The sequence below is a fragment of the Agarivorans sp. QJM3NY_30 genome (assembly GCF_050870855.2).
GTDB lineage: Bacteria > Pseudomonadota > Gammaproteobacteria > Enterobacterales > Celerinatantimonadaceae > Agarivorans.
Map to the genome: position 1 here is coordinate 5,029,328 of NZ_CP194038.2, position 25,537 is coordinate 5,054,864.

The following is a 25,537-nucleotide window of genomic DNA, read 5'->3' on the forward strand; positions in this document are numbered from 1 at the left end:
TCGCTCCTATTCGTCAGCTTAGATTACCAAGTTTGAGTCGATTTAAAGCTTTCAATTAATGACTTAATTGAAGCATCGATTTCATCGTTGTAATCGCCTTTCTGGTTAATAGACGCCAATAGATCGGCATATTCATTGTTGGCATAAGCTAACAATGCGCCTTCAAAATCAACAATCTTATTGATTTCAATATCAGCCAAGAAACCTTTCTCTGCAGCATATAAACCTAAGGCTTGCTCAGCAACAGTCAATGGGCTGAATTGCTTCTGCTTCATTAACTCAGTTACTTTCTGACCATGGTCTAACTGCTTACGCGTTGCATCATCTAAATCAGATGCAAACTGAGCAAAGGCTGCTAGTTCACGATACTGTGCAAGCGCAGTACGAATACCACCTGACAGTTTCTTGATAATCTTAGTTTGTGCTGCACCACCCACACGAGATACCGAAATACCAGGATCAACCGCCGGACGAGTACCAGAGTTGAATAGCTGGCCAGTCAAGAAGATTTGTCCATCGGTAATCGAAATTACGTTGGTTGGTACGAAGGCTGATACGTCACCGGCTTGAGTTTCAATAATCGGCAAAGCCGTTAATGAACCCGATTGACCTTTAACTTCACCTTTAGTGAACTCTTCCACATATTTTTCATTAACCTGAGCTGCGCGCTCTAGCAAACGAGAGTGTAGATAGAATACATCACCAGGATAAGCTTCACGGCCAGGTGGACGACGCAATAACAATGAAATTTGACGATAAGCAACCGCTTGTTTCGACAAATCATCATAGATGATCAAAGCATCTTCACCGCGATCTCGGTAGTATTCACCCATTGCACAACCTGCATAAGGTGCTAGGTATTGTAATGCAGCTGAATCAGACGCTGAGGCTGCAACAATGGTAGTGTATTCCATGGCGCCAAACTCTTCTAACTTACGCACAACGTTAGAGATAGTTGAAGCTTTTTGGCCAATCGCCACATAAACACATTTAATACCGGAGTGTTTTTGGTTAATGATGGCATCAACCGCAATTGCCGTTTTACCAATTTGACGGTCACCAATGATCAATTCACGTTGACCACGACCAATTGGGATCATTGAATCAATCGCTTTAATACCAGTTTGAACTGGTTTATCGACCGACTTACGTTCCATCACCCCAGGTGCAATCACTTCGATAGGTGAGAATCCATCATGTTCGACAGGTCCTTTACCATCAATTGGTTCACCTAGTGTATTCAGGACTCGTCCTTGTAGGCCACGACCTACAGGTACTTCCAAAATACGACCAGAACTTTTAACTTTGTCACCTTCTGCTAAATCAGCATAAGGTCCCATCACAACCGCACCTACAGAGTCACGCTCTAGGTTTAATGCGATGGCATAACGACTACCAGGAAGCTCAATCATTTCGCCTTGCATTACATCAGCAAGACCATTAATACGAATAATACCGTCACTAACAGATACGATAGTACCTTCGTTACGAGCTTCACTGACAACTTCGAACTGTTCAATACGTTGCTTGATCAGATCGCTTATTTCAGTGGAATTCAGTTGCATGCTCTATTCCCCAATTACGCTTGTAGTGTATTAGATAGTTTTGCCAATTGCCCTTTTACGGAGCCATCAATCACCAGATCACCAGCTTGAATATACAAGCCAGCCAACAGTGAGGCATCGACACTACAGTTAAGCTTCACTTTGCGCGACAAGCGCTGCTCTAAGGAAGCACTAATTTGCGCTTGCTGCGCGGCATCTAACTCAGAAGCAGAAACAACCTCGGCGGTTATCTCTTTAGCCAATTCGGCTTTATATCCTAAGAACAGCGCTAACACAGCAGGCAACGCCTGTAAACGGCCATTTTGTGCCATTAACTTCAAGAAGTTAAGGCCATGCTCATCAAGCTGCCCAGCACAAACAGTGGTAAATAAATCTACCAAGGTCTCTACCGATTGCCTTTTTAACTGAACAGATACATGTTCATTCACCGCCACTTCGGCGACAAAAGCTAACATATTCGTCCACTCTTCTAAGGCTTTATGCTCAATGGCAAAATCAAACGCAGCTTTAGCGTAGGGACGAGCAATGGTGGTTAAATCAGCCATAAGCTCTACCTTTTATCCCTTTATTTCAGCTCAGCGACTAGTTTGTCAACAATCTGCTTGCTAACTTCTTTGTCGATAGAATGCTGAATAATTTTTTCAGCACCAGCGATGGCTAAAGCAGCCACTTGCGCACGTAATTCTTCACGAGCACGATTGCGTTCAGCTTCAACTTCAGCGTTTCCATGAGCGATAATTTTCTCACGCTCAACGTTAGCCAACTCTTTTGCTTCGTCGATAATTTGAACTTTACGTTTGTTAGCTCTGTCGATAATACCTGCGGCCTCAACCTTTGCTTCTTTCATTTGTTCAGAAGCATTAGCTTGCGCTAATTTAAGATCTTTACCCGCACGATCAGCATCAGCTAATCCATCCGCAATTTTCTTCTGACGAGCTTCAATCGCATCAATTAATGGCGGCCATACGTATTTAACGCAAAACCAACAAAAAAATGCGAATGCGATCGCTTGTCCAAGTAATGTTGCATTGATATTCACAACGACACCTCCCTAAGTTAAGGAATCGAAGGATTAACCCAATAAGCCAATAAACGGGTTAGCGAAAACGAAGAATAGCGCGATACCTACACCAATCATTGCGATCGCATCAAGAAGACCGGCAACAATAAACATTTTGGTTTGTAGGGTAGACGCTAGCTCAGGTTGACGAGCCGCTGCTTCAAGGAATTTACCACCAAGCAGACCAAAACCAATCGCAGTACCCAAAGCACCTAAACCGATTAGTAGTGCAGCCGCTATAGCAGTTAAACCAACAACAGTTTCCATAATTATCTCCAATATATATGTGTTAGGTAGTTCTAATTTAATTAATTAATGATCTTCATGAGCCAAAGCTAAGTAAACAATGGTTAGCATCATGAAAATAAACGCTTGAAGCACAATGATCAAAATATGGAATATTGCCCATGGAACTGACAAAGCCCACTGAGCCCAAAATGGAACAAGGGCGGCAATAATAATAAAGATCAATTCACCCGCATACAGGTTACCGAACAAACGCAGCGCCAGCGAAAATGGCTTAGCCAACAAAGTGACCGATTCCAATAAAAAGTTAAAAGGAATAAAAGCCCAGTGATTAAATGGTTGTAAAGTAAGTTCTTTTACAAATCCACTCACACCTTTCACTTTAATACTGTAAAAAAGTATCAATACAAACACTACCAAGGCCATGCCAAGAGTAATGTTTAAATCAGTAGTGGGTACAATTTTAGAGTATGGTATGCCTGCTTGAGCGGCGGCTTGAGGAAGAAAATCAACAGGGATTAAGTCCATCAGGTTCATGAGGAAAACCCAAACGAAGATGGTTAAACCAATTGGCGCAATGACTTTATCGCTACGATGAAAAGCATCTCGTACCGAGCCATCAACAAATTCCACGAGAATTTCGATAAAACATTGAAACTTTCCGGGAACGCCAGATGTTGCTTTTTGTCCCGTTCTATAAAAAACAAATAAGAACAGAACCCCCAAGACAACTGATATTAGGAGTGAATCAACGTTAAATGTCCAGAACCCTGCTTCATGACACCCATGGTTAAACGCGAGGCCACCAGTTTCGGCCACGCACATTTGTGCATTAGTCAGGTGATGCTGGATATAACCTGTAACAGATTCAGCAGCCATTTATCATCCTATTTTTCTTAGTCAAAAAAATAGAGGCGGTCCATTGCGTTAAACTACTGAGAACAAAACCGAGCAGTAGAGCGAGGGGCTCCACCTTAAGCAGGGTAAAGACCAGTACAAACAATATGGCAATAAGAGATAGTTTTACGACTTCCCCTAGATAAAAACTTGTTACTACTTGTTTTTGCTTAGTTGCACCGACAAACCGAAACGCCATCAGCGTAAATAAGCTATTGGGTAGTAAGAAGATTATACCTCCGAGTAACACAGAAATAGCAATATCCTTATTAAAAAAGAAACCACTGTTTAGCGTTAGTAATACGACAAAACTCGTCTGAAAAATAACATAATAAAGCGCCTTGCGACGAATTGCAGATGTTAAAGAACCAGACATTCTCGACCTCTACTAGTGTTTTACGTTAAACCTAAAGCCCAGACTAGGGCGAATAGGCTTGCTAAAAAGCCTAATGATTATACGTTGAAAGTCTGGTTTTGCAATCAGAAGCCGCGTTCAATTCACTAATTCGTAACAGCTTATATAAACAAAATATGGTTATTGTTAATTTTTATGTTACAAACCAGATAGTTTGGTCAGCTAAAGGTGAAATATAGTGTTTTAAATATGCAACATAGGTAACCAAGATCAAAGACTTGTGGCACAAATTAGTTTATAAAAACTAAAGTGTTTCATCCGAGTCGATGAAAAGCCCCAAAATAGCATCTAACTCATCTAAGCTAGCATAGTCGATCACTAGTTTTCCTTGGCCTTTTTTATTTTGCTGGATCTTTACCCCTGCCCCCAAACGCTCACTAATTCGTTGTTCTAAAAGACTAATATCGGGATCGACCTTAGCAGGTGCCTTTGGTTCTTTGGGATTGAGAACCGCCTTCACTAATTTTTCTGTATCACGAACTGTTAAACCTTTAGCAGCAACACTACGCGCGGTTTCAGCCTGAACTTCTCCCGTTAAGGCTAATAGCGCACGAGCATGGCCCATTTCTATATCGCCATGCTCTAACAGAATTTTCACATCGGCATCGAGACTATTTAAACGTAATAAATTGGTCACTGTGGTACGAGATTTACCAACCGCATCAGCCACTTGTTGATGAGTCAGTTCAAACTCATTCATTAAACGGTCTAAGGCCACCGCTTCTTCCATAGCATTCAGATCTTCACGTTGAATATTTTCAATTAAGGAAATAGCAACCGCGTTTTCATCACTCACATTTTTAATTAAACATGGAACTTCATGTAAATGAATTTGTTGCGAGGCTCGCCAGCGGCGCTCACCGGCGATAATTTCAAACTGATTGTCACCGACTGCACGAACTACAATCGGTTGAATCACCCCTTGCGCTTCGATGGAATGCGCTAATTCTTCCAGGGCTTCCGCTGACATATCTTTACGAGGTTGATATTTACCTGGCCGCAACAATTCGATGGGTAAACGACGTAAATCACCACGATTATCATCGACAGTTTGTTGGTTAGTATCGGCTTTCGTATCTTCTTCAACCTGACGTTGACGAGCATTATTACTGGTACTTAGTAATAAATCTAAACCTTTACCTAAACCGCGTTTTCTCGCTGACATGTCTTTATCCATACTCATTAATCCAGGGCCATCGTTTGTGCTTCTTCTTCATGGCGACGAATAATCTCTCCGGCCAATGCAAGGTAAGCCTTAGAACCACTTGATGTTTTATCATAATACATGGCTGGTTTACCAAAGCTAGGCGCTTCGGCTAAACGTACGTTTCGAGGGATCACTGTACGGTAAACTTTTTTACCAAAATGTTGTTTAAGCTGATCACTAACATCAGAACCTAAGCGATTACGTGGATCAAACATGGTACGTAGAATACCTTCTACTTTTAAATCAGGATTCACTACCGAGGCCAACTTACTGATAGTGTCAACCAGGGCAGTTAAACCTTCTAATGCGTAATATTCGCATTGCATTGGGACTAATACTGAATCAGCAGCTGCCATTGCATTCACGGTGAGCATGTTTAATGAAGGCGGACAATCGATAAAAATATAGTCGTAATAATCACGCACAGGAGCTAATGCATTACGTAAACGGACTTCCCGGGCAAAAAATTCCATGAGTTTAATTTCAGTGGCGGTCACATCTGAATTCGCGGCAATTAAATCGAAAAAACCACTGGTTTCTTTAATTACGACCTGTTCGATCGGCTCTTCGTCAATCAACAATTCATAGGCTGTTTTTGGTGCATCATATTTATCAACACCGCTGCCCATGGTTGCATTGCCTTGTGGGTCAAGGTCGATTAACAATACTTTACGTTTAGTGGCTGCCATTGAGGCTGCTAAATTCACGCTAGTGGTTGTTTTCCCTACGCCACCTTTTTGGTTGGCTACCGCAATCACTCTACCCACAATATTTTCGCCTAAGAATTGGTTTTATCAATAATAACTAGATGTCGCTGACCTTCAAGTTCGGGAACCGTTAAACTTTCAATACGGTGTAAATGGCAACCTTCAGGTAAACTTTCTAGCTCTTGTTCGGGCACTAAGCCCTTTAAGGCATAGAATTTACCATTATTTGCAGGTAAGTGAGAACACCAGTTCAACATATCGTGCAAAGAAGCAAAGGCTCTGCTTATTACACCATCAAATTCTAGGTTTTGTTGATAATTTTCGACCCGGCTTTGCACCGCAGTCACATTTTTTAGCTTCAGTAAATGGCATACCTGACGAATAAAGGTGATTCGCTTACCTAAACTGTCGAGTAAAACAAACTGCTTATCTGGATTAATGATTGCTAAGGGTAAGCCAGGTAATCCCGGACCGGTCCCTACATCAATAAAGCGTTTCCCCTGTAAGTGAGGACTAACCACTAAACTATCTAAGATGTGTTTAACTAACATTTCCATGGGATCTCTCACTGAAGTGAGATTATAAGCCTTATTCCACTTATCGAGTTGTTCAACCAAACAAACCAATTGTTCTATTTGTAATTCTGTCAGTTGTAACTGAGTTTGGGCCAATAGGCCTACAAGACGTGATTTTAGCACCCGATCATCCTAAGCCGACTTACGCGCTAAGTCGTGTTTTTTCAAATAAACTAATAATAATGAAACCGCCGCCGGTGTAACCCCCGAAATTCGCGCTGCTTTGCCAATGGTTTCAGGTCGTGCATTGGTCAATTTAGCAACAACTTCATTGGATAGCCCACTAATTTTTGAAAAATCGAGATCGAGCGGTAAAAGCGTATTTTCGTGTTTTTGGGTTTTCTTAATTTCTTCAAGTTGACGCTTGATGTATCCCGCATACTTGATTTGAATTTCTACTTGCTCGGCCGCATCTTGTTGGGCTAAACCGGGACCAAAACCTTCAATCCCCATTAATTTCTCATAACTGAGTTCAGGGCGACGGATCAATTCTTCTAAAGAATGTTCACGAGTAATCGGATTTTTCAATAAAGGGTTTAATTGATCTAATTGGATTGAATTGGTGTGTACCCAAGTATCTTTTAATCGTTGGCGTTCTAATTCAACGGCTTCCATTTTGATATTAAATAACTGCCAACGATGTTCATCAACCAAGCCGAGTTGATGGCCCTGTTCGGTTAAACGTACATCTGCATTATCTTCGCGCAATAATAAACGATATTCGGCTCGGCTGGTAAACATCCGGTAAGGTTCTTTGGTGCCTAAAGTTGCTAAGTCGTCAATTAGTACGCCCATATAAGCTTGATCGCGACGTGGCGCCCAACTATCTAAACCTTGAGCAAATAACGCAGCATTTGCGCCAGCAATTAAGCCTTGCGCACCAGCTTCTTCATAACCAGTTGTCCCATTAATTTGACCGGCAAAGAATAATCCTTTTAAGTATTTGTTTTCTAAGCTTTGTTTTAAATCTCGAGGATCAAAAAAGTCATATTCAATGGCGTATCCTGGACGGGTGATATGGGCATTTTCTAAACCTTTCATTGAATGAACTAAATCAACCTGTATATCGAAGGGTAAGCTGGTTGAGATCCCATTAGGATAAACTTCATGGGTTGTTAGCCCTTCTGGTTCAATAAAGATCTGATGAGAACTTTTATCGGCAAAACGAGTTACTTTATCTTCAATTGAAGGACAGTAACGTGGCCCTACACCTTCAATTACGCCGGTAAACATTGGGCTACGGTCAAGACCACCACGGATAATGTCATGCGTTGCTTGATTGGTATGGGTGATATAACAAGGGATCTGTTGCGGATGATCGCTGGCTTGACCAATGAACGAAAATACCGGCGTCGGATTATCACCTGGTTGAGGCTGCATGACCGAGAAGTCAATGCTACGAGCGTCAATACGAGGAGGGGTGCCGGTTTTTAGACGATCGACTCGGAGAGGTAATTCACGTAAGCGTTGTGCTAGTGCAATCGATGGTGGATCGCCTGCACGACCACCGGAGTGATGATTTAGGCCGATGTGGATCATACCACCTAAAAAAGTACCTACGGTTAACACGACACTGCGAGCACGTAAGCGCAATCCCATTTGGGTAACAACACCAACCACTTGATCGTTTTCTACGATCAAATCATCACAAGCTTGTTGGAAGATCGTCAGATTTTTTTGGTTTTCTAAGCGATGTCGGATCGCGGCTCGATAAAGCATTCGATCGGCTTGAGCACGAGTCGCTCGAACTGCTGGTCCTTTGGAAGAATTAAGTGTTCTAAATTGGATCCCGGCTAAATCGCTTGCTTGAGCCATTAAACCACCCAAGGCATCTATTTCTTTCACTAGATGGCCTTTACCAATCCCCCCAATAGCGGGATTACAAGACATTTGACCCAGAGTTTCAATGTTGTGAGTAAGTAATAAAGTGTTTTGTCCCATACGGGCTGCAGCTGCAGCAGCTTCGGTACCAGCATGACCACCACCGATTACTATTACGTCGTATTGTTGTTTATAGAACATTTCTTAATACCTCAAACCTGCCAGATCCCCAAAGGGTGCAGCATTTTACTGGTTAAGCGTCGATAAGGGAATGCTTAGATCAGAATTAGATCTATAAGGGATCTCTATAAATATATATATAAGATCTTTCTTTAAAGATCTTTTATTAGATCTACTATTAGGATCACCTTGATCTGTAGATAAGTCATTTTTTATGAATTGGATCATTCACTTAGATCAGATCAGATCTTGTTAGCAGAACCCGATCTAAACAGGGGACAAGCTGGGATCTAAAATGCTAGTTATCCACAAATAAAATCATTCAAAAGTTATCCATAGGAATAAGTGTAGTTAATTAAGAGCTAATCACTATGCTTATCCACAGGAAATAATTTTAGATCAGTTCGTTTTTCCAGCAGTTTAGCCACTCAACAGCGGGTTCTTCAGGCACAGGATCGACATCGACATCGATTTCTAAGCGATCTTTTAAGCGTTTTGCGCCTAATTTTTCCAGTTGTTGATCAAGTTCTTTTCCCGCTCCACAAAAGGTATCGTAACTACGACTGCCGATCGCGATAACAGCATAGCTAATTTCGGAAAGATCTGGCTGTTGTTCGAGTAAATATTGATAAAAGGGTTGTAAATTGTCTGGAATATCGCCAGCACCATGAGTCGAGCTACAAATAAGCCACAGCGCGTGAGGCTTTAATTCAGAAAACTCTGCATTTAGATGGATGATGACCTTATGTTGTTCACTTAATAAGGCTTCTAATTCATCGGCGACGTATTCAGCTGAACCTAAGGTTGATCCCACGATTATTTCTATATCCATTTTACATCCTGTTTATCCACAACGGTTTGGCTATTGTAACTTGATCTTTGGTTGATTAACTAGTTGCGGATTAGTTGTGAGTGAGTTGTTGATAGTTTTTATCACTTTAAAGTTATTGAACATTAGAAATAAGCGCTATAAGGGATGATCCCTTTTATTGTTTGTGGGTAAGTATTATTCACAATTTAGTGATCCTTACTTTTTATACTGTTTTAAGGAAGGTATTTGGGTGACAAATGCGGATGTTGATCTTTTAGAAAAGTGATAACAGATACCAATAGCATGCTGCATTACTCGCATCATTACGCTTTATGCTTTAGCTTTATTAAGTGGGGTCGAATGAAAGGAGGGTAAATGATCTATTCAACGACGGAAACCATTCCTGGCCGTGAAATTGAGGTCATACTTGGTATTGTTACGGGCAATGTAGTGCAGGCTAAACATATTGGTCGCGATATCATGGCGGGCCTTAAAAGTATTGTTGGAGGAGAAATTAAGGGCTATACCGAGATGCTGAGTGAAGCGCGAGACTTAGCTGTACAACGCTTAGTGGCAAGCGCTCAGCAAAAAGACGCAGATGCAGTGGTGGGGATCCGTTTTACTACGAGCGCTATCATGGATGGTTCTTCAGAAATCATGGTATTTGGTACGGCGGTGAAACTTAAGGCTGAATAGTTCGCTTGTTGGTCGTGAGTATCGATGATTTATTTGGATATAAAAATAGAGCGCCATTGGCGCTCTTTACATCATTGAAGGTATAAATTTTTATGGTTAATGGTAGTTAAGTGAGGTGGCTTTACCTCTAAACACCCAATAAGAAAACGCGGTATAGGCTAAAATAATCGGCACGACTACGACCGCACCCAGTAAAATCACGGTTAAAGATTCGGGGGCTGAAGCGGCCTGCCAAATAGTCATTTGTCCCGGAACCACATAGGGGAAGAAGCTAAAGCCAAGTGCGCTAAAACACAGCAAGAAGATTAACATGACCAGCATAAATGGTAGCCAGCAGTGGCGATCATTGGCTTTGGGTAAGCGGTTTAGCAAGATATCGTTGAAGATAAAGGCAGCGAAACATACGACCGGGATCAATAATACAAACATGACCAAGGGGAAGTCGAACCAACGATCAAATACCCCTGGATTGACCAGCGGATTCACCAGCGAAACCGCTAGAACGCCAATAAAGCAAAGTCGGCCAGTGATTTTTGCCCATCTTACCGCGCGCTGCTGTAATTCACCTTCTGTTTTCATTACCAACCACGCTGAACCTATGTAGCTATAAGCTGCGGTGACGCCAAGGCCACTGAGCAAGGCAAACAGATGAGCACTGATGCTATTTTCAAACCCCATCACATAGAGGCCTAACATATAACCTTGGGCAATGGTGGTGAGAATTGAGCCGGCTTTAAAGGTTCTATCCCAAGCGAGCTTATAATCGATGGCTGCCTTGGCTCTAAAGTCGAAGGCGACACCACGCATAATAAGTCCGATCAACATAATTGCGACCGGTATATAAAGGTGATAAAGCACGATGCTATGTGCAGCCGGAAAAGCAATCAGCAAAATGCCGATTGCTAATACCAACCAGGTTTCATTGGCATCCCAGAATGGACCAATCGAAGCTATCATGGTATCGCGTTGGGCTTCGTCGGTTTCGCCTAATGGCAGTAAAATACCAACCCCAAGATCGTAGCCATCCAAGATAGCGTAGACCAATACCGAGAGCCCCATCAGGCCAATAAAGATAATGGCTAACCAGTATGCATCAATCATACTTTGCTACTCCCTTTGTGATTCTCTAAATTTGGCTCGATATGGCTAAGACTGGCATCGGCCTGCGGTGAGCTAGTTTCAAACTCTTCTACTTTGACAGCCTTACGTGCCATCGATAATAGGGTATGGATGTAGGCCCACAACAAGAAGGCGTAAACCACTAAATACATGATTAATGAAAAACCTACATTTGCCGCAGGTAGGCTGGTGACAGCGTCTTCGGTGCGAAGTACTCCGGTGACCAACCACGGTTGGCGACCTATTTCAGTGACATACCAACCAGCGAGGGTGGCGACCCAACCACAGAAGGTGGTAGCAACTAAGATCTTTAAGGTCCAGTTAGGGAGTTTGCCTCGGCGGAGCAAGCAATAACTACTAAACCAGCTGAGGGCGATCATCAATAAGCCCATGCCGACCATGACCCGGAAGCCCCAGAACACTGGGGCTACTGGGGGATGGTTATTTTCAAACTCATTTAGCCCTTTAATTTCACCCTCTAAGTCATGGGTTAAAATGAGGCTGGCTAAATTGGGAATAGCGATGGCATATTTGTTGGTTTGGGTTTCTTTATCGGGCAATGCAAATAGCAGTAGTGGTGCGCCTTTCTCGGTATGCCAAATACCTTCCATCGCGGCAATTTTTGCTGGTTGATGTTCTAGGGTGTTTAAACCGTGAAAATCACCAACCACTGCTTGAGTTGGTGCTAACACCGCGGCCACCAGTAAACTTACTTTTAAGGTGAGTCGAGGGGCTTTTTTCACATCCCCTTTGAGGATCCGGTAAGCAGAAATACCAGCTATAAAGAAAGATGCGGTGAGTCCCGAAGCTATCAACATATGGGTGAGTCGATAGGGGAATGATGGGTTGAAAATAATCGCCAACCAATCGGTGGGGTGAGCGACGCCATCACGCATTTCAAAGCCTGCTGGGGTTTGCATCCAGGAATCCAGCGCTAAAATCCAAAATGCCGATAGGCTGGTGCCAATCGCCACCAGCACGGTGGCTAAGGTATGAATTTTATTGGGAACCCGTTTAATACCAAATAGCATGATACCGAGGAAAGTTGCTTCTAAGAAGAAGGCGGTTAGTACCTCATAGCCAAGCAGTGGTCCGGCAATATTGCCCACGGTTTCCATATAACCTGGCCAGTTGGTGCCAAATTGAAAAGACATGGTGATCCCGCTGACCACACCAATGGCGAAGGATAAGGCAAAAACCTTCACCCAAAAACGGTAGGCTCGCATCCAAATTGGCTTACCAGTCATATCGTGGCGAACTTTAAAAAATACTAAAAACCAACACATCGCAATGGTGATGGTTGGAAATAGGATGTGAAAGCTAATATTGGCTGCAAATTGCATCCTGGATAATATCAGGGCATCAAACATGGTTTGCCTCATCGAAGGTTAATAATTTACGGGTTGGTGCCAGTTCCATTGTTACCAACGATTTTGTCTTTTAATTCAATAATCTTGCTAATTCCTGAACCCATTTTCATCAAACTTTGTAGAGTCTCGGGGCTCATGTTGTTTAAGGTATTCGACCATTGCGTGATTAATTCCAACAAGTCATGGATTTCAGCCATTTTTTGTTGGGTATAGCGATCCGCTTCATTTTCTGGAGGGTCGATTAAATTAGAACGTAACAGCGACAGGGTTGGATCTACTTCTCGCTTAGTTCTTTCTTCAAATACTGTTTTAGCCATCTCCCAAATTGAACCCGCAGCGGTAAAAAACTCTCGGCGCTGGCCTGCTTGATGGCTTAATTTAACTAGGCGCCATGATTGCAGCTCTTTTAAGGCCATGCTTACATTGCCTCGGCTAATCCCAAGTTGTTCCATAATTTGTTCGGCATGCAAGGGCTGTTGGTTGATCACCAATAAGGCGAGAATTTGTCCAACGGTGCGGTTAAAGCCCCAGCGACTGCCCATTTCGCCAAAATGAAGTACAAAAGCCTGGCTCTTCTCTGATAATTGCATCGGGCCGATTCCTTATTATTGAACTTTCAGAAAACGCTGAAACCTTATATTAAAATTGATTTAAGTCAATCTTTTTGGTTTTAAATGAGTGTCTATTCTAAAATTTGCGCTGGGTTAAAGATTTTTGAGGGAAATTGTTGTTGCTGATTTTTATTTGAGGTTTTTCGGCTACTGATTTGAATCGTTGAAGAAAAACCCTAAAAGATAATTTAGGGTTTTATGCGGTTTCAGCGATTAAGTGCGAATGTTTAGTATCTTCTGCTTATTTAATGGCTGATCATCCAGGGACGCATGGAAGGAAACATTTTTTCTCCCTTGGCGGTATAAAATAGTTTTGAAGCACCTCGTTTGTGATGCTGACAGCCGCAGCCTTTTTTTAAGCGTTCAGTATTTTCTGCTCGGCTATCAATGGTTGAATGTTGCGGTTCATGTCTTGCTTGTTCGTTGCGGGCGATCGCCTGCTTGGTTTCTGCGGCCATATCTAATACTGTTGGCGGCAAAATAATTACCCTTGGTGCTAACTGATTGCACTGTGGGCAAGCGGCCGGTTTAGCGCAGTCGTCTAAGGCAGCAAGTTGGTAAAATGCGCCATGTTCGGCACATTTATAGTCATAAACAGGCATGGTTCACCTCTCTTATTTATCTAGATCTGGGGCTAAAGGCATATCGACACTGCCATCTAAATATTTTGTTGGACCTTCGGCGTTGGGTTTTATATCGAACTCGAAGATGTCGGTAGGTAACCAGAGGGTTGCGCAAGAGTTTGGCACATCGACCACGCCACTGAGATGTCCTTGTACTGGTGCTGTGCCGAGTAAAGAGTAGGCCTGAGCACCACTGTAACCAAATTTCTTCAGGTATTCGATGGCGTTTAAGCAAGCTTGACGATAGGCCACATTGGCATCTAAATAATGTTGTTTGCCATGTTCATCTACCGAGATTCCTTCGAAAATCAGATAGTCATCGTAGCGAGGTGTAATTGGACTGGGTTTAAAAATGGGGTTTTTAATCGCGTATTTTGCCATGCCATCTTTGATTAAATTGACGCGAAGATGGATCCAACCTGCCATTTCAATGGCCCCACAGAAAGTGATTTCACCATCGCCTTGGCTAAAGTGTAAATCACCCACCGATAAACCTGCATCTTTAACATAAACTGGGAAGTAGATTTTTGAGCCACGTGATAAGTCCTTAATATCACAGTTACCACCATGTTCACGGGGGGGCACGGTTCTGGCTGCTTCTTCGGCGGCGACTTTCGCCTGATCGGGTTTCATTTTTCCCATGTGAGCCGTTGGTGCATAGGGAAGGGCGGCCAGCATTGGTACCCGCTCGGGGTTGGTATCAAATAGTTCTTTTTCCCGTTTGTTCCAGACGTCTAACATCTCTTTTGAGGGTAAACAGCCAATCAGGCCCGGGTGGATTAAGCCTGCAAATTCAACTCCTGGAATGTGCCGAGACTTGGTAAACATGCCGTTGAAATCCCAGATAGATTTTTGTGCTTCAGGGAAGTGTTCATCAAGGAAGCCTCCACCATTTTGTTTCGAGAAAAAGCCGTTGAAACCCCATTGTGAATCATCAAAGGTGCCAATATCGAGAATATCAACTTCTAAGAGATCGCCAGGCTCGGCACCCGTAACCCCCACAGGACCCGATAAAAAGTGAACCTGAGATAAGTCGACATCTCGAACATCGGAAGCATCATCATTGTTTTTTATTTGCCCGCCAGTCCAGTCGATACATTCTAAAATAAAGTCGTCACCCGGTTTTACCATTGCCGCCATGGGAATATCTGGATGCCAGCGATTATGCAGTTTTTCATTGTCGTAGGCGGATTGTTTTAGATCTATTTTAATGATTGTTTGTGCCATGGTTATTCTCCTTGAGTATCAATTTCCATGTATTGCCTTTACACCGACAAATAGGCGGCGACTTGGTTTTCATCTACTTCATCACGCTGAACGTCGTGAACGATTTTTCCTTTTTCGATAACTAAGATGCGATCCGCAACATCAAGGGCAAAGCTCAGTACCTGCTCCGAGACTACGATTGATAAGCCGCGTTGATCACGGATCTGTTTGAGGGTTTTAGCCATATCTTTAATGATTGAAGGTTGGATCCCTTCTGTCGGTTCATCCAATAGCAATACGCTGGGATTACTGGCTAAGGCGCGGGCTATCGCCAGTTGCTGTTGCTGTCCTCCTGATAAATTACCGCCGCGTCGATGGCGCATTTCCCATAACACCGGAAAGGTACTATAGAGGTCGTCCGGTACCCGTTTGGCATTGCTGGTGGTTAAACCCGTTTCGATATTCTCTTGTACCGTCATCGTGGAAAAAATCATTCGTCCCTGGGGCACAAAACCTAAACCAGCAGCCACTCGCTGGTGACTCTTTTTATGACACAGTTCTTTGCCAGCCAGCTTTAGCTGACCGCGGCGACTGGGGATGATTCCGATCAGTGATTTCATGAGGGTGGTTTTGCCCATACCATTACGGCCTAAAATAGCGACAATTTCATTCGCCTTGAGTGAAAAATTCAAATCGGATATCACTTCACTTTGGCCATAGGCAACGTGGTAATTAGTTAGCTCGAGCATGCTTGTTCTCCTTAATGTCCAAGGTAGACTTCAATAACTTTGGGATCATTTTTCACCCGCTGCATTGAGCCTTCCGATAAGACCTTGCCTTGGTGCAATACGGTGACTCGGTCAGCAATATCTTCGACAAATTGCATATCGTGTTCGATCACCAATACCGAACGATTCTTGGTGATGCTTTGCAGTAGCTCGGCAGTTTGTTTACGCTCGGCCACCGACATGCCAGCGACGGGTTCGTCGAGCATCAATAGTTCTGGATCTTGGATCAGCAACATGCCTATTTCTAACCATTGTTTTTGGCCATGGCTGAGTAAGTCGGCTTGCTGGTGGAGTTTGTCGCTGAGATATATCATTTCGGCAATTTCTGTAATTTTGTCTGTTACCGCTTGGTCTCGTTTAAAGGTTAATGCTCCCCATACATTGCGACCCCGTGGATAAGATATCTCTAAGTTTTCGAATACGCTGAGATCTTCATAGATGGAAGGATTTTGAAATTTGCGACCAACTCCTGCATGGACAATTTGATGCTCTTTCAATTTGGTTAACTCTTGTTGCTTAAATTTAATCGAGCCCTCGGTGGCTTTAGTTCTGCCACAGATTAAATCTAAAACGGTGGTTTTTCCGGCACCATTGGGGCCAATAATCACCCGAATTTCTTGCTCTTCTACATATAGCGATAGGTCATCGACAGCCTTAAATCCATCAAAGGAAACGCTGAGGCCTTCAACACTGAGAACAAAGTCTTTCTTATTAGGCTGAGACATTTCGACGCTCCTCTATATCTGTAGGCTCAGTGCTTGGCGGAGCAGGCTCAATCAACTCAAGTGCAACAGGTTGACCTTGACGAAAGCGGCTTAACCAAGGATGGATGTAACTTTGATAGAGTCCGGCTAAACCATCAGGAAAGGCTAACACCACGCCGATAAATAAAGCGCCCATGGCAAATAACCACAGCTCTGGGAAGGATTCAGAGAAAGTGGTTTTGGCTAAGTTCACTACAAGCGTGCCGTAAATAGCTCCCAGTAGTGATAAGCGTCCACCCACCGCACAGAAAATCACCATTTCAATCGAGGGCACAATGCCAACAAAGGAAGGCGACATAAAACCGACTTGAAGGGTGAACATGGCGCCACCAATTGCCGAGAAAGCCGCAGCGATACAGAAGATAAAAATTTTGAAATTAGCCACGTTATAACCAGAGAAACGAACTCGATCTTCTTTCTCTCGCATCGCAACCAGTAAGCGGCCCAACTTACAATTTTTGATGTATAAGGCGATAAATAAACACGCGAGTAACAAAGCTGCATTCACGAAATACAACAGGGTCTGTGCTGATTCACTGCGAATATCCCAAGTCAAAAATGTCCGTAGATCGGTGATCCCATTCACTCCGCCGGTATAACCCTGTTGGCCAATAATTAATATGCTGAGGATGGCGGCAATAGCCTGAGTGATAATCGCAAAATACACCCCACCGACGCGGCGGGTAAACATTGCAAGTCCAATGATAAAAGCAAATAACATCGGTACTGCAATTACGGCTAGCAGGGTAAAGCTTAAGCTGTGGAAGGGTTGCCAAAACCATGGCAATTCGGTGAGCTGGTTCCAATCCATAAAATCTGGAATACCCGGTGTAGATTGGATGGCCGTAGCTTCCGGGTTGGAGGCTTCTAGTTTTAAGAACATGGCCATGCAATAACCGCCTAAGCCAAAAAACACCCCTTGGCCAAGGCTTAAAATACCGCCACAACCCCAGCATAAAACTAGGCCCAGTGCGACAAAGGCATAGGTGAGGTATTTACCGACTAAATTTAACCGAAATGCATCTAAACATAGCGGTAAGATAATCAAGATAAGCGCAGCCAGTAGCAGGTATTGCCACCATGCGATACGGTTTCGATTGTGCTCGGTTTGAGCTTCTATTGGAGTGAACATGGTGACTCTCCCTAGCGACGAATTTTCAATGAAAACAGACCTTGGGGACGGAGCATCAGAATGCCAACCACGGTCAATAAGGTGAGAACTTTAGCCATCGAACCACTGAGGAAAAATTCCATGGTGGATTGGGCTTGAGAGATGGTAAATGCCGAAGCAACAGTGCCGAGCAGGCTGGAAGCGCCGCCAAATACCACCACTAGAAAGGTATCAACAATATACTGTTGTCCAGCGGTTGGGCCTGTCGATCCGACCATGGTGAAGGCTGAGCCAGCAATACCAGCAATACCGCAGCCTAGGGCAAAGGTATAACGATCCACTTTTTCGGTATTAATCCCGACGGCACCAGCCATGGCTCGGTTTTGGACTACGGCTCGGGTTTGCTTACCTAAAGATGATTTTTGCATTAGTAGGTAAACGCCAAAGGTAATCACGATAGTTAGACCCATTACGAAGATCCCATTAATCGGGACTTCGATGATGTCGGTAATGGCATAAGAGCCCATCAGCCAATCGGGTAGACTCACGCCGACTTCTCGGGCGCCGAATACGGTGCGATAAACTTGTTGTAGGATCAGGCTTAAGCCCCAGGTGGCAAGTAAGGTATCTAATGGGCGTTTGTATAAGTGGCGGATCATGGCCCATTCCACCAGCGCACCTAAGGCGGCTGTGCAAATAAAGGCGAACAGCATCGCGACCAAGAAATAGCCGTCGTATAGTCCGGGAAAATAGTGAGTAAACAGTTGCGAAGTTAAATAGGTGATATAGGCCCCTAGGATCATAAATTCGCCATGTGCCATATTAATCACACCCATTTGACCGAATATGATGGCAAGGCCTAAGGCCATAAGAACAAAAACAGAAAATAGAATTAGACCGGCAAATCCTTGCATAGCAAAAATAGCGGTGAGTTCTGCACTGGTATAATCGGCAAACATAGCAAATCCCTCGTGAACGCTTGCGAAAACAGAAGTTGGCCTGTTGACACAGGCCATGAGTTTTTACTGATAACCTTCAGGGAATGGATTGGGTTCAATCAGCTCATCGGTCTCATAAACGATGTCATACTGGCCATCTGCTTTGGCATGACCAATTCGGGTTTTTGACCAAAGGTGATGGTTAGGGTGAACTCGTACATAACCTTCTGGGGCGGTGGTAAGCTCGATCCCCGGTGAAGCTTCACGTACTTTATCGATATCGAAAGACCCTGCTTTTTCTACGGCGGCCTTCCATAACCAAGGGCCTAGATAAGCGGCTTGAGTCACATCGCCAATGACAATGTCATCTCCCCAGCGTTTTTTAAAGGCGGCAACAAATTGTTGGTTGTTTTGATTGGTGAGGCTTTGGAAGTATTTCATTGCGGCATAAGCGCCTTGAATGTTTTCACCGCCAATTCCCAGGATTTCATCTTCGGTTACTGAAATTGTGAGAACCAATGGTTTTTCCTTGGTCATATCGATCCCGGCGGCTTTCAATTGTTTGTAGAAAGCGACATTGGATCCACCCACAACGATGGCATAAATGACATCGGGTTTTTTCAGCTTAATTTTGTTTATCACTGAGTTAAATTGGGTATGACCGAGCGGATAGTACTCTTCGCCTACGACTTTTAGGCCGAGTTTTTCGATGTGTTTGCGGGCAATTTTGTTGGAAGTGCGTGGCCAGATATAGTCAGAACCGAGTAGGAAGAAGCTTTTCGCGCCCTTGGTTTTTGTTACCCAGTCAATTCCTGCGATAATTTGTTGTGTGGCTTCTTGGCCCGTATAAATGACATTGGGTGACTGCTCTAAACCCTCGTAAAAAGTCGGGTAGTAAAGCATGCCGTTATATTGCTCAAATACGGGTAATACAGCTTTACGTGAGGCTGATGTCCAGCAGCCAAATACAGCCGCCGCTTTGTCTCTTACCAGTAGTTTTTTAGATTTTTCAGCAAAGGTTGGCCAATCACTGGCTCCATCTTCTTGAATATATTCAATTTTTCTACCGAGTATGCCGCCCATGGCATTAATCTGTTCGATCGCGAGCATTTCAGCCTGAACCGATCCGGTTTCACTGATCGCCATAGTGCCGGTGACCGAATGTAAGATCCCAACTTTTACCGTGTCATCGGTCACGGCGAGTCCCGTGGTATTAATAACATCGGTAGCGGGGGTTGCCGCTAAGCTGAGCTGAGAAACCAGCATCGCTGCGGGCAGCGCCAGCATTCCCTTGAGTAGTTGGCGACGTAAGCGTGTACGTAGGCCTGTGTTGGTGGTTTTTTGCATAATTATATCCCTATATGTGGTGGATGCTTTACCGAGACTTGGCGGTAGAGCCATCATGCAAAACTTATTGCGGGAGGGTAATGAGCTAATCACCCTAGGCAACTACGTCATTTGACGCATGGTTAACCGGACGGCATCGGGTTAGGGTCAGAGTGACAGCCAAGGCGCAAATAATATTTATAGATAACATAATAACTTACTGATTTTGTTGATTATTTGAATATTAAAATAAGGTGTATAGGCTTGATTCGTGCTTAAAATAGAACTTAACCAAGTGCTTGGAGTTAGTCAGGGATGAAAGACCAGCATGTATTTAAGGTGAGGAGGAATTACAACCGTTGGGTCGCGAACCAAACCTTAGAAGATTATGCCTTACGTTTTACCGCGAAGCGGGCCCGTCAGTGGTCGGCGGCACGAGTTGCTAATACTGCCATTGGTGCGATCTCTTTCTTAGCTTTGGAAGCGATTGGTGGGGCGATAATGTTGAATTATGGCTTCACCAATGCCTTGGCCGCTATCATGATTGTTTCAGCGATTATCTTTTGCTGTGGCATTCCTATTTCTTATTACGCTGCCCGCTACGGGGTGGATATTGATTTACTGACCCGCGGCGCGGGTTTTGGTTATATTGGTTCAACCATTACTTCGCTAATTTATGCGTCATTTACCTTCATTTTTTTCGCCATAGAATCGGCCATTATGGCTTCGGCCTTGGACTTGCTGTTTGGGATCCCTGTGAGTTGGGGTTATCTGCTTTGTGCTGTGTTGGTGATTCCATTGGTGACGCATGGCATCACTTTTATCAGTCGCTTTCACCTATGGACTCAGCCTTTATGGATCGTGCTGCAACTGACCCCTTTTGTGTTTATTTTATGGAATGAATGGTCATCGGTAGACAGTTGGACTCACTACCGCGGCAGTCACCAGAAAGTTACCGATGATGGTTTTAGTTTGCATTTATTTGGTGCAGCGGCGGGGGTATTGTTCTCGTTAATGGGGCAAATTGGTGAGCAAGTCGATTTTCTACGTTTTATGCCAGAAAAAACCAAGCGTAAACCTTTTTATTGGTGGTTCGCCTTGATTAGTGCGGGGCCGGGTTGGGTGATCATTGGCGCGATTAAAGTTTTAATGGGGACTTTTTTGGTGGTGTTGGCGCTTGATGCACAGGTTGACCCCCGAGTGGCCGATGATCCGATCCAGATGTATCAGGTTGCCTTCTCTTATGTGAGTTCTCAGCCTTTGGTTGCGCTGTCTTTGGCGGGCATTTTTGTGATTGTTTGCCAGCTGAAGATTAATGTGACAAACGCTTATGCTGGCTCTATTGCTTGGTCTAACTTTTTTTCTCGTTTAACCCATAGTCATCCGGGACGGGTGGTTTGGTTGGTTTTTAATGTGATAATTGCGCTGTTGATCATGGAGTTGGGTATTTATGCGGCGATAGAAGATACGCTTGGGATTTATTCGAATATGGCGGTAGCTTGGGTTGGCGCTTTGGTTGCCGATTTAGTGATTAATAAACCGCTTGGTTTAAGTCCTAAATACATTGAGTTTAAACGAGCCCATCTCTATGACATTAACCCGGTGGGAGTTGGGTCGATGTTACTGGCATCGTTGATTGGTATTTATTGTTATAGTGGAAACTTAGGCGCTTTGGCTCAATCCTTATCGCCATTTATAGGTTTAAGCGTGGCTTTTGTTTGTTCTCCGCTCATTGCTATCTTAACCAAAGGACGTTATTACCTCGCTCGCGAACCCAATTTGGTCGCGCTTAAACAAACCGATTGTACCGTTTGCCAAAATAATTTCGAACCGGAAGATCTCGCTTTCTGCCCTGCCTACGGGGGCGCGATATGTTCATTATGCTGCACCCTTGATGCGCGTTGTCATGACCAATGTAAAAGCAATGCTCGTTTCGCTCAGCAACTAAGCCAGTTTGTGGCCTTAGTTTTACCTAAGTCGGTATCTTCGTTAATGAATACTCGTTTATTACATTTTTCGGGCTTGATGTTTTTGATTGCATCCTTGGTCGCGGGTTTATTCTATTTGGTGTACTTACGGATCCCCAGTGATGATATGACGACTCAGTTGGTGGTGTCGGGAACTCTGAGTCAGGTGTTTTTTCTATTGATGATCATTGTTGGGGTATTGGTTTGGTTATTTGTGTTAGCCAACGACAGTCGTCAATTTGCCTTAGATGAATCAAAACGCCAGACGCAACTGTTAAGCCGAGAAATTGCCGCTCACGAAGCCACCGATCTGGCTTTACAGCAAGCCAAAGAAACTGCCGAGTCGGCCAATCAGGCGAAGAGTCGCTACTTAACCAGTATTAGTCATGAGCTAAGGACACCACTCAACTCAATCCTCGGTTATGCTCAACTATTAGAAAATAGCCATGATTTAGCCAAGCCCTATCTTAGTAAGGTGGCTTTGATTAAACGAAGTGGTGAACATCTTGCCGATATCATCGAAGGTTTATTAGATATTTCAAGAATAGAAGCGGGGCGGTTAGAACTACATCGAGATCAGGTTGCGATTGCCGATTTACTGGATGATTTGGTGGCAATGTTTAGTTTACAGGCGAAAGAGAAAGGGATTGAGTTTTACTATCATCCTAGCCGCTATTTACCAAAATGGGTGACCTCCGATGAAACCCATTTACGACAAATCTTAATTAATTTGTTATCCAATGCCGTCAAGTTTACCGCTCAAGGTTCGGTATCATTTGCAGTACGTTATCGAAACCAAGTGGCCGAATTTACCATTAGTGATACCGGCTTTGGGATTGATGAGCAAGATCTTGAACGTATCTTTCGTCCTTTTGAGAGGGGACGTAAGCCGGGACAGGCCCATAGTCCGGGCACTGGCTTGGGTTTAACTATCACTCAACTATTGACCGATATTATGGGCGGAGATCTCAATGTAAGTAGCAAGGCTCAGCAAGGCAGTGTTTTTAAACTGAGTTTGATGTTATCTAGTATCGATAGCCCAGTGCGACCGCTACTCAGGCCTCGAAAAATCGCTGCCATTGAAGGTGAAAGTAAAACGGTGATGGTGGTGGATGATGATGCCAATCATCGCGGCTTAGTGGTCGAAATTCTCAGTCCTTTGGGGTTTGTTGTTTTAGAAGCGGTTGACCCTTATGCCTGCCTCAATCATCTTGGTCATGCTTATATCGACTTATATTTATTAGATATTTCGATGCCGGGTATGAATGGTTGGCAGTTATTACAGCGCTTGCGAGACCGAGCTATCACTACGCCAGTGATTATGGTCTCTGCTGATGCCACCGAAACGCTACCCAGTGAGTATATTGATAGAGCGGATAAGCTTGCCCTATATAATGGCTATTTAGCGAAGCCACTTCGTGACTATTTGCTGTTAGACAAAATAGCGGAAATACTCAATCTTCAATGGCGCTATGCCACGTCGCAGCCAGCTCATGTGATAGCGCCGCCTGCGGTTCCCGTGCAACAAGCGATAGCTTCGGCAAGCGTTGAGCCCTTAAAACAAATTGTCGATATGGCCCAGCTTGGTTTTGTGCAGGGTATTGAAGAGTTGCTGATTAGCTTAGACAAACAACAACAAGATAGTGCTTTGGTTCGCTCGTTAAGGGCCGAATTGGCGAACTATCAGTTTTCTAATATTCAACTTATTTGTAAAAAGGCACTGGCACAATGAGTCGCGAGGAGTCAAAAGGAATTATCTTGGTGGTCGATGATGCTACCGAGTCTTTAGCTATGTTAAATACAGCCTTAGTCAGCCAAGGGTATACGGTGCTGGTTGCTATGGATGGATTACAGGCTTTAAATATTGCTGCCCGAATGGTACCAGATGTGGTGTTAATGGATGCCCTTATGCCCAATATGGATGGCTTTGAAGCATGCTTGTTATTAAAACAAAATAAACAGTTAAGTGATGTGCCAGTGATTTTTATGACTGGTTTAAGTGACAGTGAATCGGTGGTAAAGGGGCTGGAATCTGGCGGTGTTGATTATATTCAAAAACCAATTAAGTTAGAGGAGTTATTCGCACGAATTAAAGTTCATCTGGGGAATTCGCGTTTAACTCGCAGTGCCCATAGTGTATTAGAAGAGATCGCTCAGGCGACATTTACTTTTAATTTGAATAGCCATATTGTTTGGGCCAGCTCTAAGGCGAAGGATTTATTACAAAGTGCAGGGATTACTGCTAGTCTTGAATCGCCAAAACTTAATCAACAGTTAGCGGACTGGTTATCATCGATGCCTGATAAACATAGTTTGTTGACGATTCATCAGTTAAATATGTCATTAAAAGTTAGGTATTTAGGTGAGTCTGCACCAGGTGAGCACTTACTACGGATTATCAATGATGATGACGTGAGTGTGCGAGAGTCATTGCGTCAGCGTTTTAAGTTAACCGAGCGAGAATCTGAAGTATTGCTTTGGTTAACCAGAGGCAAGACCAATCGAGAAATCGCGCAGATTTTGTCGATGAGCCCGCGTACGGTTAACAAACACTTAGAGCCAATATTTCAAAAGTTAGCCGTTGAAAATCGCACCACCGCCGCTGCGATTTGTCTTGAATACTTGAATCAGCGTTAACTGGTTTTTTAGGTTTTGCAGATCAAATCGAACAATAATTTAATCTTTTCGAGCATATACAACTAAGCGGAGGTGGCGGTCAGCATCGACGGTCATTGATGTGTGTTCAAATGCGATATTCTGCTCGTTAATTGTAAATGTCTTCGTTCCATGGCAGGGAGCATGAACGTCATGCCTGTTCCACCATTCTCTAAAGTCAGGTGATGTTTTCTGCAAATTTGTCACTAGAGCTTGAATATCTGATTCTTGGGTAGCAAGGGCGTAATCCCGTCTAAAGCTAGAAAGCATCTGTATGGCTTGATTTTTCCAGTTGTGTAACCGTTCTCTTAGGCTTGCGTCAGTAAATAGCATCCACAATAAGTTGCGCTGGTTTGCTGGATGGCTATCAAAGCCAAAAAGTTGGTCGGCTGGAGAGTTAAAAGCCAATACGTCCCAGCGTAAGTTGAGCACAAATGCGCCATGAGGAGATAAATCGTTCATTAGTCTTAGAATCAAAGGTTGCACTTGGCAAAACGTTTTTCCTGGTTCGGCTGGAAGCCGATTATGAGCGAGCAAAAATAAGTGCCTACGTTCTGCAGCGTCTAGTTTTAGTGTTTTCGCTAGATTATCTAGAAAAGTGGATGAAGCTTGGATGTCTCTGCCTTGCTCAAGCCATGTGTACCATGTGAGGCCAACTCCTGAAAGGGCTGCGACTTCTTCTCGTCTTAGTCCTGGTGTACGTCGGCGTCCTCCAGTTGGTAAACCAAGATCTGCTGGAGAAAGGCGTTCCCTACGAGTTTTTAGAAATGTTGCTAGTTCTTCGCGAGTTCGTTCTAGTTTGCTCATCAGTACTCTATTAGCTTAAGTAATACTATAAATGGTTAAATTGTAACACCATAAATGGGTGGGTAATATGGT

25 protein-coding genes are annotated in these 25,537 nt (G+C 43.7%); 3 read left to right on the forward strand and 22 right to left on the reverse strand.

Going from position 1 to position 25,537, the window contains the following annotated elements; translation table 11 throughout:
- Window positions 1-23: 23 nt before the first annotated feature.
- From atpA to mioC, 11 genes are all read right to left on the reverse strand, one after another.
- Complete coding sequence (gene atpA, locus ACRRSX_RS22900; protein ID WP_432455283.1) at window positions 24-1,565, reverse strand: F0F1 ATP synthase subunit alpha; 1,542 nt, start codon at window positions 1,563-1,565, stop codon at window positions 24-26.
- A gap of 14 nt (window positions 1,566-1,579) precedes the next feature.
- Window positions 1,580-2,110, reverse strand: a complete 531-nt coding sequence (gene atpH / locus ACRRSX_RS22905) for a F0F1 ATP synthase subunit delta (RefSeq protein ID WP_432455282.1) — start codon at window positions 2,108-2,110, stop codon at window positions 1,580-1,582.
- A gap of 20 nt (window positions 2,111-2,130) precedes the next feature.
- The gene (atpF, locus tag ACRRSX_RS22910) at window positions 2,131-2,604 is read right to left on the reverse strand and encodes a F0F1 ATP synthase subunit B (protein ID WP_432455281.1); all 474 of its coding nucleotides are present in this window, start codon (window positions 2,602-2,604) and stop codon (window positions 2,131-2,133) included.
- 33 nt (window positions 2,605-2,637) lie between these two features.
- Window positions 2,638-2,892 (reverse strand): F0F1 ATP synthase subunit C, encoded by a 255-nt coding sequence (gene atpE, locus ACRRSX_RS22915; RefSeq protein WP_432455280.1) that lies wholly within the window; start codon window positions 2,890-2,892, stop codon window positions 2,638-2,640.
- 45 nt (window positions 2,893-2,937) lie between these two features.
- Window positions 2,938-3,750: a F0F1 ATP synthase subunit A gene (atpB, locus tag ACRRSX_RS22920; protein WP_432455279.1), complete on the reverse strand. Its 813-nt coding sequence runs from the start codon at window positions 3,748-3,750 to the stop codon at window positions 2,938-2,940.
- Complete coding sequence (locus ACRRSX_RS22925) at window positions 3,740-4,144, reverse strand: ATP synthase subunit I (RefSeq protein WP_432455278.1); 405 nt, start codon at window positions 4,142-4,144, stop codon at window positions 3,740-3,742. The genes atpB and ACRRSX_RS22925 overlap by 11 nt, the downstream gene beginning before the upstream one ends.
- A 283-nt stretch (window positions 4,145-4,427) precedes the next feature.
- The gene (locus ACRRSX_RS22930) at window positions 4,428-5,348 is read right to left on the reverse strand and encodes a ParB/RepB/Spo0J family partition protein (protein WP_432455277.1); all 921 of its coding nucleotides are present in this window, start codon (window positions 5,346-5,348) and stop codon (window positions 4,428-4,430) included.
- A 17-nt stretch (window positions 5,349-5,365) separates the two neighbouring features.
- Window positions 5,366-6,157 (reverse strand): ParA family protein, encoded by a 792-nt coding sequence (locus ACRRSX_RS22935; protein WP_432455276.1) that lies wholly within the window; start codon window positions 6,155-6,157, stop codon window positions 5,366-5,368.
- 11 nt (window positions 6,158-6,168) lie between these two features.
- A complete protein-coding gene (rsmG, locus tag ACRRSX_RS22940; protein WP_432455275.1) occupies window positions 6,169-6,795 on the reverse strand; it encodes a 16S rRNA (guanine(527)-N(7))-methyltransferase RsmG in 627 nt (208 codons plus the stop codon).
- A 9-nt stretch (window positions 6,796-6,804) separates the two neighbouring features.
- Complete coding sequence (gene mnmG, locus ACRRSX_RS22945; protein WP_432455274.1) at window positions 6,805-8,694, reverse strand: tRNA uridine-5-carboxymethylaminomethyl(34) synthesis enzyme MnmG; 1,890 nt, start codon at window positions 8,692-8,694, stop codon at window positions 6,805-6,807.
- 373 nt (window positions 8,695-9,067) lie between these two features.
- Window positions 9,068-9,505, reverse strand: a complete 438-nt coding sequence (mioC, locus tag ACRRSX_RS22950; RefSeq protein WP_432455273.1) for an FMN-binding protein MioC — start codon at window positions 9,503-9,505, stop codon at window positions 9,068-9,070.
- Window positions 9,506-9,859: 354 nt separating this feature from the next.
- On the opposite strand from mioC, the gene ACRRSX_RS22955 reads away from it, so the two are divergent.
- Window positions 9,860-10,180, forward strand: coding sequence for a heavy metal-binding domain-containing protein (locus ACRRSX_RS22955; protein ID WP_432455272.1), 321 nt, complete (start codon window positions 9,860-9,862; stop codon window positions 10,178-10,180).
- Between the two features lie 96 nt (window positions 10,181-10,276).
- On the opposite strand, the gene ACRRSX_RS22960 is transcribed toward ACRRSX_RS22955, so the two are convergent.
- The 10 genes from ACRRSX_RS22960 to urtA all read right to left on the reverse strand — a co-directional run bounded on the left by ACRRSX_RS22960 (window position 10,277) and on the right by urtA (window position 20,057).
- Window positions 10,277-11,281 carry a cytochrome d ubiquinol oxidase subunit II gene (locus tag ACRRSX_RS22960; protein WP_432455271.1) on the reverse strand — a complete coding sequence of 335 codons (1,005 nt, stop codon included), beginning with the start codon at window positions 11,279-11,281 and terminating at the stop codon, window positions 10,277-10,279.
- Window positions 11,278-12,669 carry a cytochrome ubiquinol oxidase subunit I gene (locus tag ACRRSX_RS22965; protein WP_432455270.1) on the reverse strand — a complete coding sequence of 464 codons (1,392 nt, stop codon included), beginning with the start codon at window positions 12,667-12,669 and terminating at the stop codon, window positions 11,278-11,280. Before ACRRSX_RS22965 ends, ACRRSX_RS22960 begins: the two co-directional genes overlap by 4 nt.
- A gap of 26 nt (window positions 12,670-12,695) precedes the next feature.
- Window positions 12,696-13,259, reverse strand: coding sequence for a GbsR/MarR family transcriptional regulator (locus ACRRSX_RS22970; RefSeq protein WP_432455269.1), 564 nt, complete (start codon window positions 13,257-13,259; stop codon window positions 12,696-12,698).
- A gap of 266 nt (window positions 13,260-13,525) precedes the next feature.
- The gene (locus tag ACRRSX_RS22975; RefSeq protein ID WP_432455268.1) at window positions 13,526-13,882 is read right to left on the reverse strand and encodes an FmdB family zinc ribbon protein; all 357 of its coding nucleotides are present in this window, start codon (window positions 13,880-13,882) and stop codon (window positions 13,526-13,528) included.
- A gap of 12 nt (window positions 13,883-13,894) precedes the next feature.
- Window positions 13,895-15,130 (reverse strand): formamidase, encoded by a 1,236-nt coding sequence (gene fmdA, locus ACRRSX_RS22980; RefSeq protein WP_432455267.1) that lies wholly within the window; start codon window positions 15,128-15,130, stop codon window positions 13,895-13,897.
- 38 nt (window positions 15,131-15,168) lie between these two features.
- Complete coding sequence (gene urtE, locus ACRRSX_RS22985) at window positions 15,169-15,858, reverse strand: urea ABC transporter ATP-binding subunit UrtE (protein ID WP_432455266.1); 690 nt, start codon at window positions 15,856-15,858, stop codon at window positions 15,169-15,171.
- 11 nt (window positions 15,859-15,869) lie between these two features.
- On the reverse strand, window positions 15,870-16,622 hold the full coding sequence (gene urtD, locus ACRRSX_RS22990) for an urea ABC transporter ATP-binding protein UrtD (RefSeq protein ID WP_432455265.1): 753 nt from the start codon (window positions 16,620-16,622) through the stop codon (window positions 15,870-15,872).
- A complete protein-coding gene (gene urtC / locus ACRRSX_RS22995) occupies window positions 16,609-17,793 on the reverse strand; it encodes an urea ABC transporter permease subunit UrtC (protein ID WP_432455264.1) in 1,185 nt (394 codons plus the stop codon). Before urtC ends, urtD begins: the two co-directional genes overlap by 14 nt.
- Before the next feature lie 11 nt (window positions 17,794-17,804).
- The gene (gene urtB / locus ACRRSX_RS23000) at window positions 17,805-18,731 is read right to left on the reverse strand and encodes an urea ABC transporter permease subunit UrtB (RefSeq protein ID WP_432455263.1); all 927 of its coding nucleotides are present in this window, start codon (window positions 18,729-18,731) and stop codon (window positions 17,805-17,807) included.
- 63 nt (window positions 18,732-18,794) lie between these two features.
- Complete coding sequence (urtA, locus tag ACRRSX_RS23005; RefSeq protein WP_432455262.1) at window positions 18,795-20,057, reverse strand: urea ABC transporter substrate-binding protein; 1,263 nt, start codon at window positions 20,055-20,057, stop codon at window positions 18,795-18,797.
- Window positions 20,058-20,351: 294 nt separating this feature from the next.
- On the opposite strand from urtA, the gene ACRRSX_RS23010 reads away from it, so the two are divergent.
- Together ACRRSX_RS23010 and ACRRSX_RS23015 are read left to right on the forward strand one after the other, a co-directional pair.
- A complete protein-coding gene (locus tag ACRRSX_RS23010) occupies window positions 20,352-23,735 on the forward strand; it encodes a hybrid sensor histidine kinase/response regulator (RefSeq protein WP_432455261.1) in 3,384 nt (1,127 codons plus the stop codon).
- Window positions 23,732-24,640 (forward strand): response regulator transcription factor, encoded by a 909-nt coding sequence (locus ACRRSX_RS23015; RefSeq protein ID WP_432455260.1) that lies wholly within the window; start codon window positions 23,732-23,734, stop codon window positions 24,638-24,640. Before ACRRSX_RS23010 ends, ACRRSX_RS23015 begins: the two co-directional genes overlap by 4 nt.
- 39 nt (window positions 24,641-24,679) lie before the next feature.
- On the opposite strand, the gene ACRRSX_RS23020 is transcribed toward ACRRSX_RS23015, so the two are convergent.
- Window positions 24,680-25,465, reverse strand: a complete 786-nt coding sequence (locus tag ACRRSX_RS23020) for a helix-turn-helix transcriptional regulator (RefSeq protein WP_432455259.1) — start codon at window positions 25,463-25,465, stop codon at window positions 24,680-24,682.
- Between the last annotated feature and the right edge of the window lie 72 nt (window positions 25,466-25,537).

What these genes read in the sequence shown, in the direction of transcription:
- fmdA (WP_432455267.1), bottom strand. Translation starts at nt 15,130, where the DNA reads ATGGCACAAACAATCATTAAAATAGATCTAAAACAATCCGCCTACGAC.
- urtE (WP_432455266.1), bottom strand. Translation starts at nt 15,858, where the DNA reads ATGCTCGAGCTAACTAATTACCACGTTGCCTATGGCCAAAGTGAAGTG.
- ACRRSX_RS22975 (WP_432455268.1), bottom strand. Translation starts at nt 13,882, where the DNA reads ATGCCTGTTTATGACTATAAATGTGCCGAACATGGCGCATTTTACCAA.
- atpE (WP_432455280.1), bottom strand. Translation starts at nt 2,892, where the DNA reads ATGGAAACTGTTGTTGGTTTAACTGCTATAGCGGCTGCACTACTAATC.
- ACRRSX_RS22965 (WP_432455270.1), bottom strand. Translation starts at nt 12,669, where the DNA reads ATGTTTGATGCCCTGATATTATCCAGGATGCAATTTGCAGCCAATATT.
- urtD (WP_432455265.1), bottom strand. Translation starts at nt 16,622, where the DNA reads ATGTCTCAGCCTAATAAGAAAGACTTTGTTCTCAGTGTTGAAGGCCTC.
- ACRRSX_RS22930 (WP_432455277.1), bottom strand. Translation starts at nt 5,348, where the DNA reads ATGTCAGCGAGAAAACGCGGTTTAGGTAAAGGTTTAGATTTATTACTA.
- ACRRSX_RS23020 (WP_432455259.1), bottom strand. Translation starts at nt 25,465, where the DNA reads ATGAGCAAACTAGAACGAACTCGCGAAGAACTAGCAACATTTCTAAAA.
- mnmG (WP_432455274.1), bottom strand. Translation starts at nt 8,694, where the DNA reads ATGTTCTATAAACAACAATACGACGTAATAGTAATCGGTGGTGGTCAT.
- mioC (WP_432455273.1), bottom strand. Translation starts at nt 9,505, where the DNA reads ATGGATATAGAAATAATCGTGGGATCAACCTTAGGTTCAGCTGAATAC.
- atpA (WP_432455283.1), bottom strand. Translation starts at nt 1,565, where the DNA reads ATGCAACTGAATTCCACTGAAATAAGCGATCTGATCAAGCAACGTATT.
- urtB (WP_432455263.1), bottom strand. Translation starts at nt 18,731, where the DNA reads ATGTTTGCCGATTATACCAGTGCAGAACTCACCGCTATTTTTGCTATG.
- ACRRSX_RS22970 (WP_432455269.1), bottom strand. Translation starts at nt 13,259, where the DNA reads ATGCAATTATCAGAGAAGAGCCAGGCTTTTGTACTTCATTTTGGCGAA.
- atpH (WP_432455282.1), bottom strand. Translation starts at nt 2,110, where the DNA reads ATGGCTGATTTAACCACCATTGCTCGTCCCTACGCTAAAGCTGCGTTT.
- ACRRSX_RS23010 (WP_432455261.1), top strand. Translation starts at nt 20,352, where the DNA reads ATGAAAGACCAGCATGTATTTAAGGTGAGGAGGAATTACAACCGTTGG.
- ACRRSX_RS22925 (WP_432455278.1), bottom strand. Translation starts at nt 4,144, where the DNA reads ATGTCTGGTTCTTTAACATCTGCAATTCGTCGCAAGGCGCTTTATTAT.
- atpB (WP_432455279.1), bottom strand. Translation starts at nt 3,750, where the DNA reads ATGGCTGCTGAATCTGTTACAGGTTATATCCAGCATCACCTGACTAAT.
- ACRRSX_RS22960 (WP_432455271.1), bottom strand. Translation starts at nt 11,281, where the DNA reads ATGATTGATGCATACTGGTTAGCCATTATCTTTATTGGCCTGATGGGG.
- urtC (WP_432455264.1), bottom strand. Translation starts at nt 17,793, where the DNA reads ATGTTCACTCCAATAGAAGCTCAAACCGAGCACAATCGAAACCGTATC.
- ACRRSX_RS23015 (WP_432455260.1), top strand. Translation starts at nt 23,732, where the DNA reads ATGAGTCGCGAGGAGTCAAAAGGAATTATCTTGGTGGTCGATGATGCT.
- urtA (WP_432455262.1), bottom strand. Translation starts at nt 20,057, where the DNA reads ATGCAAAAAACCACCAACACAGGCCTACGTACACGCTTACGTCGCCAA.
- ACRRSX_RS22955 (WP_432455272.1), top strand. Translation starts at nt 9,860, where the DNA reads ATGATCTATTCAACGACGGAAACCATTCCTGGCCGTGAAATTGAGGTC.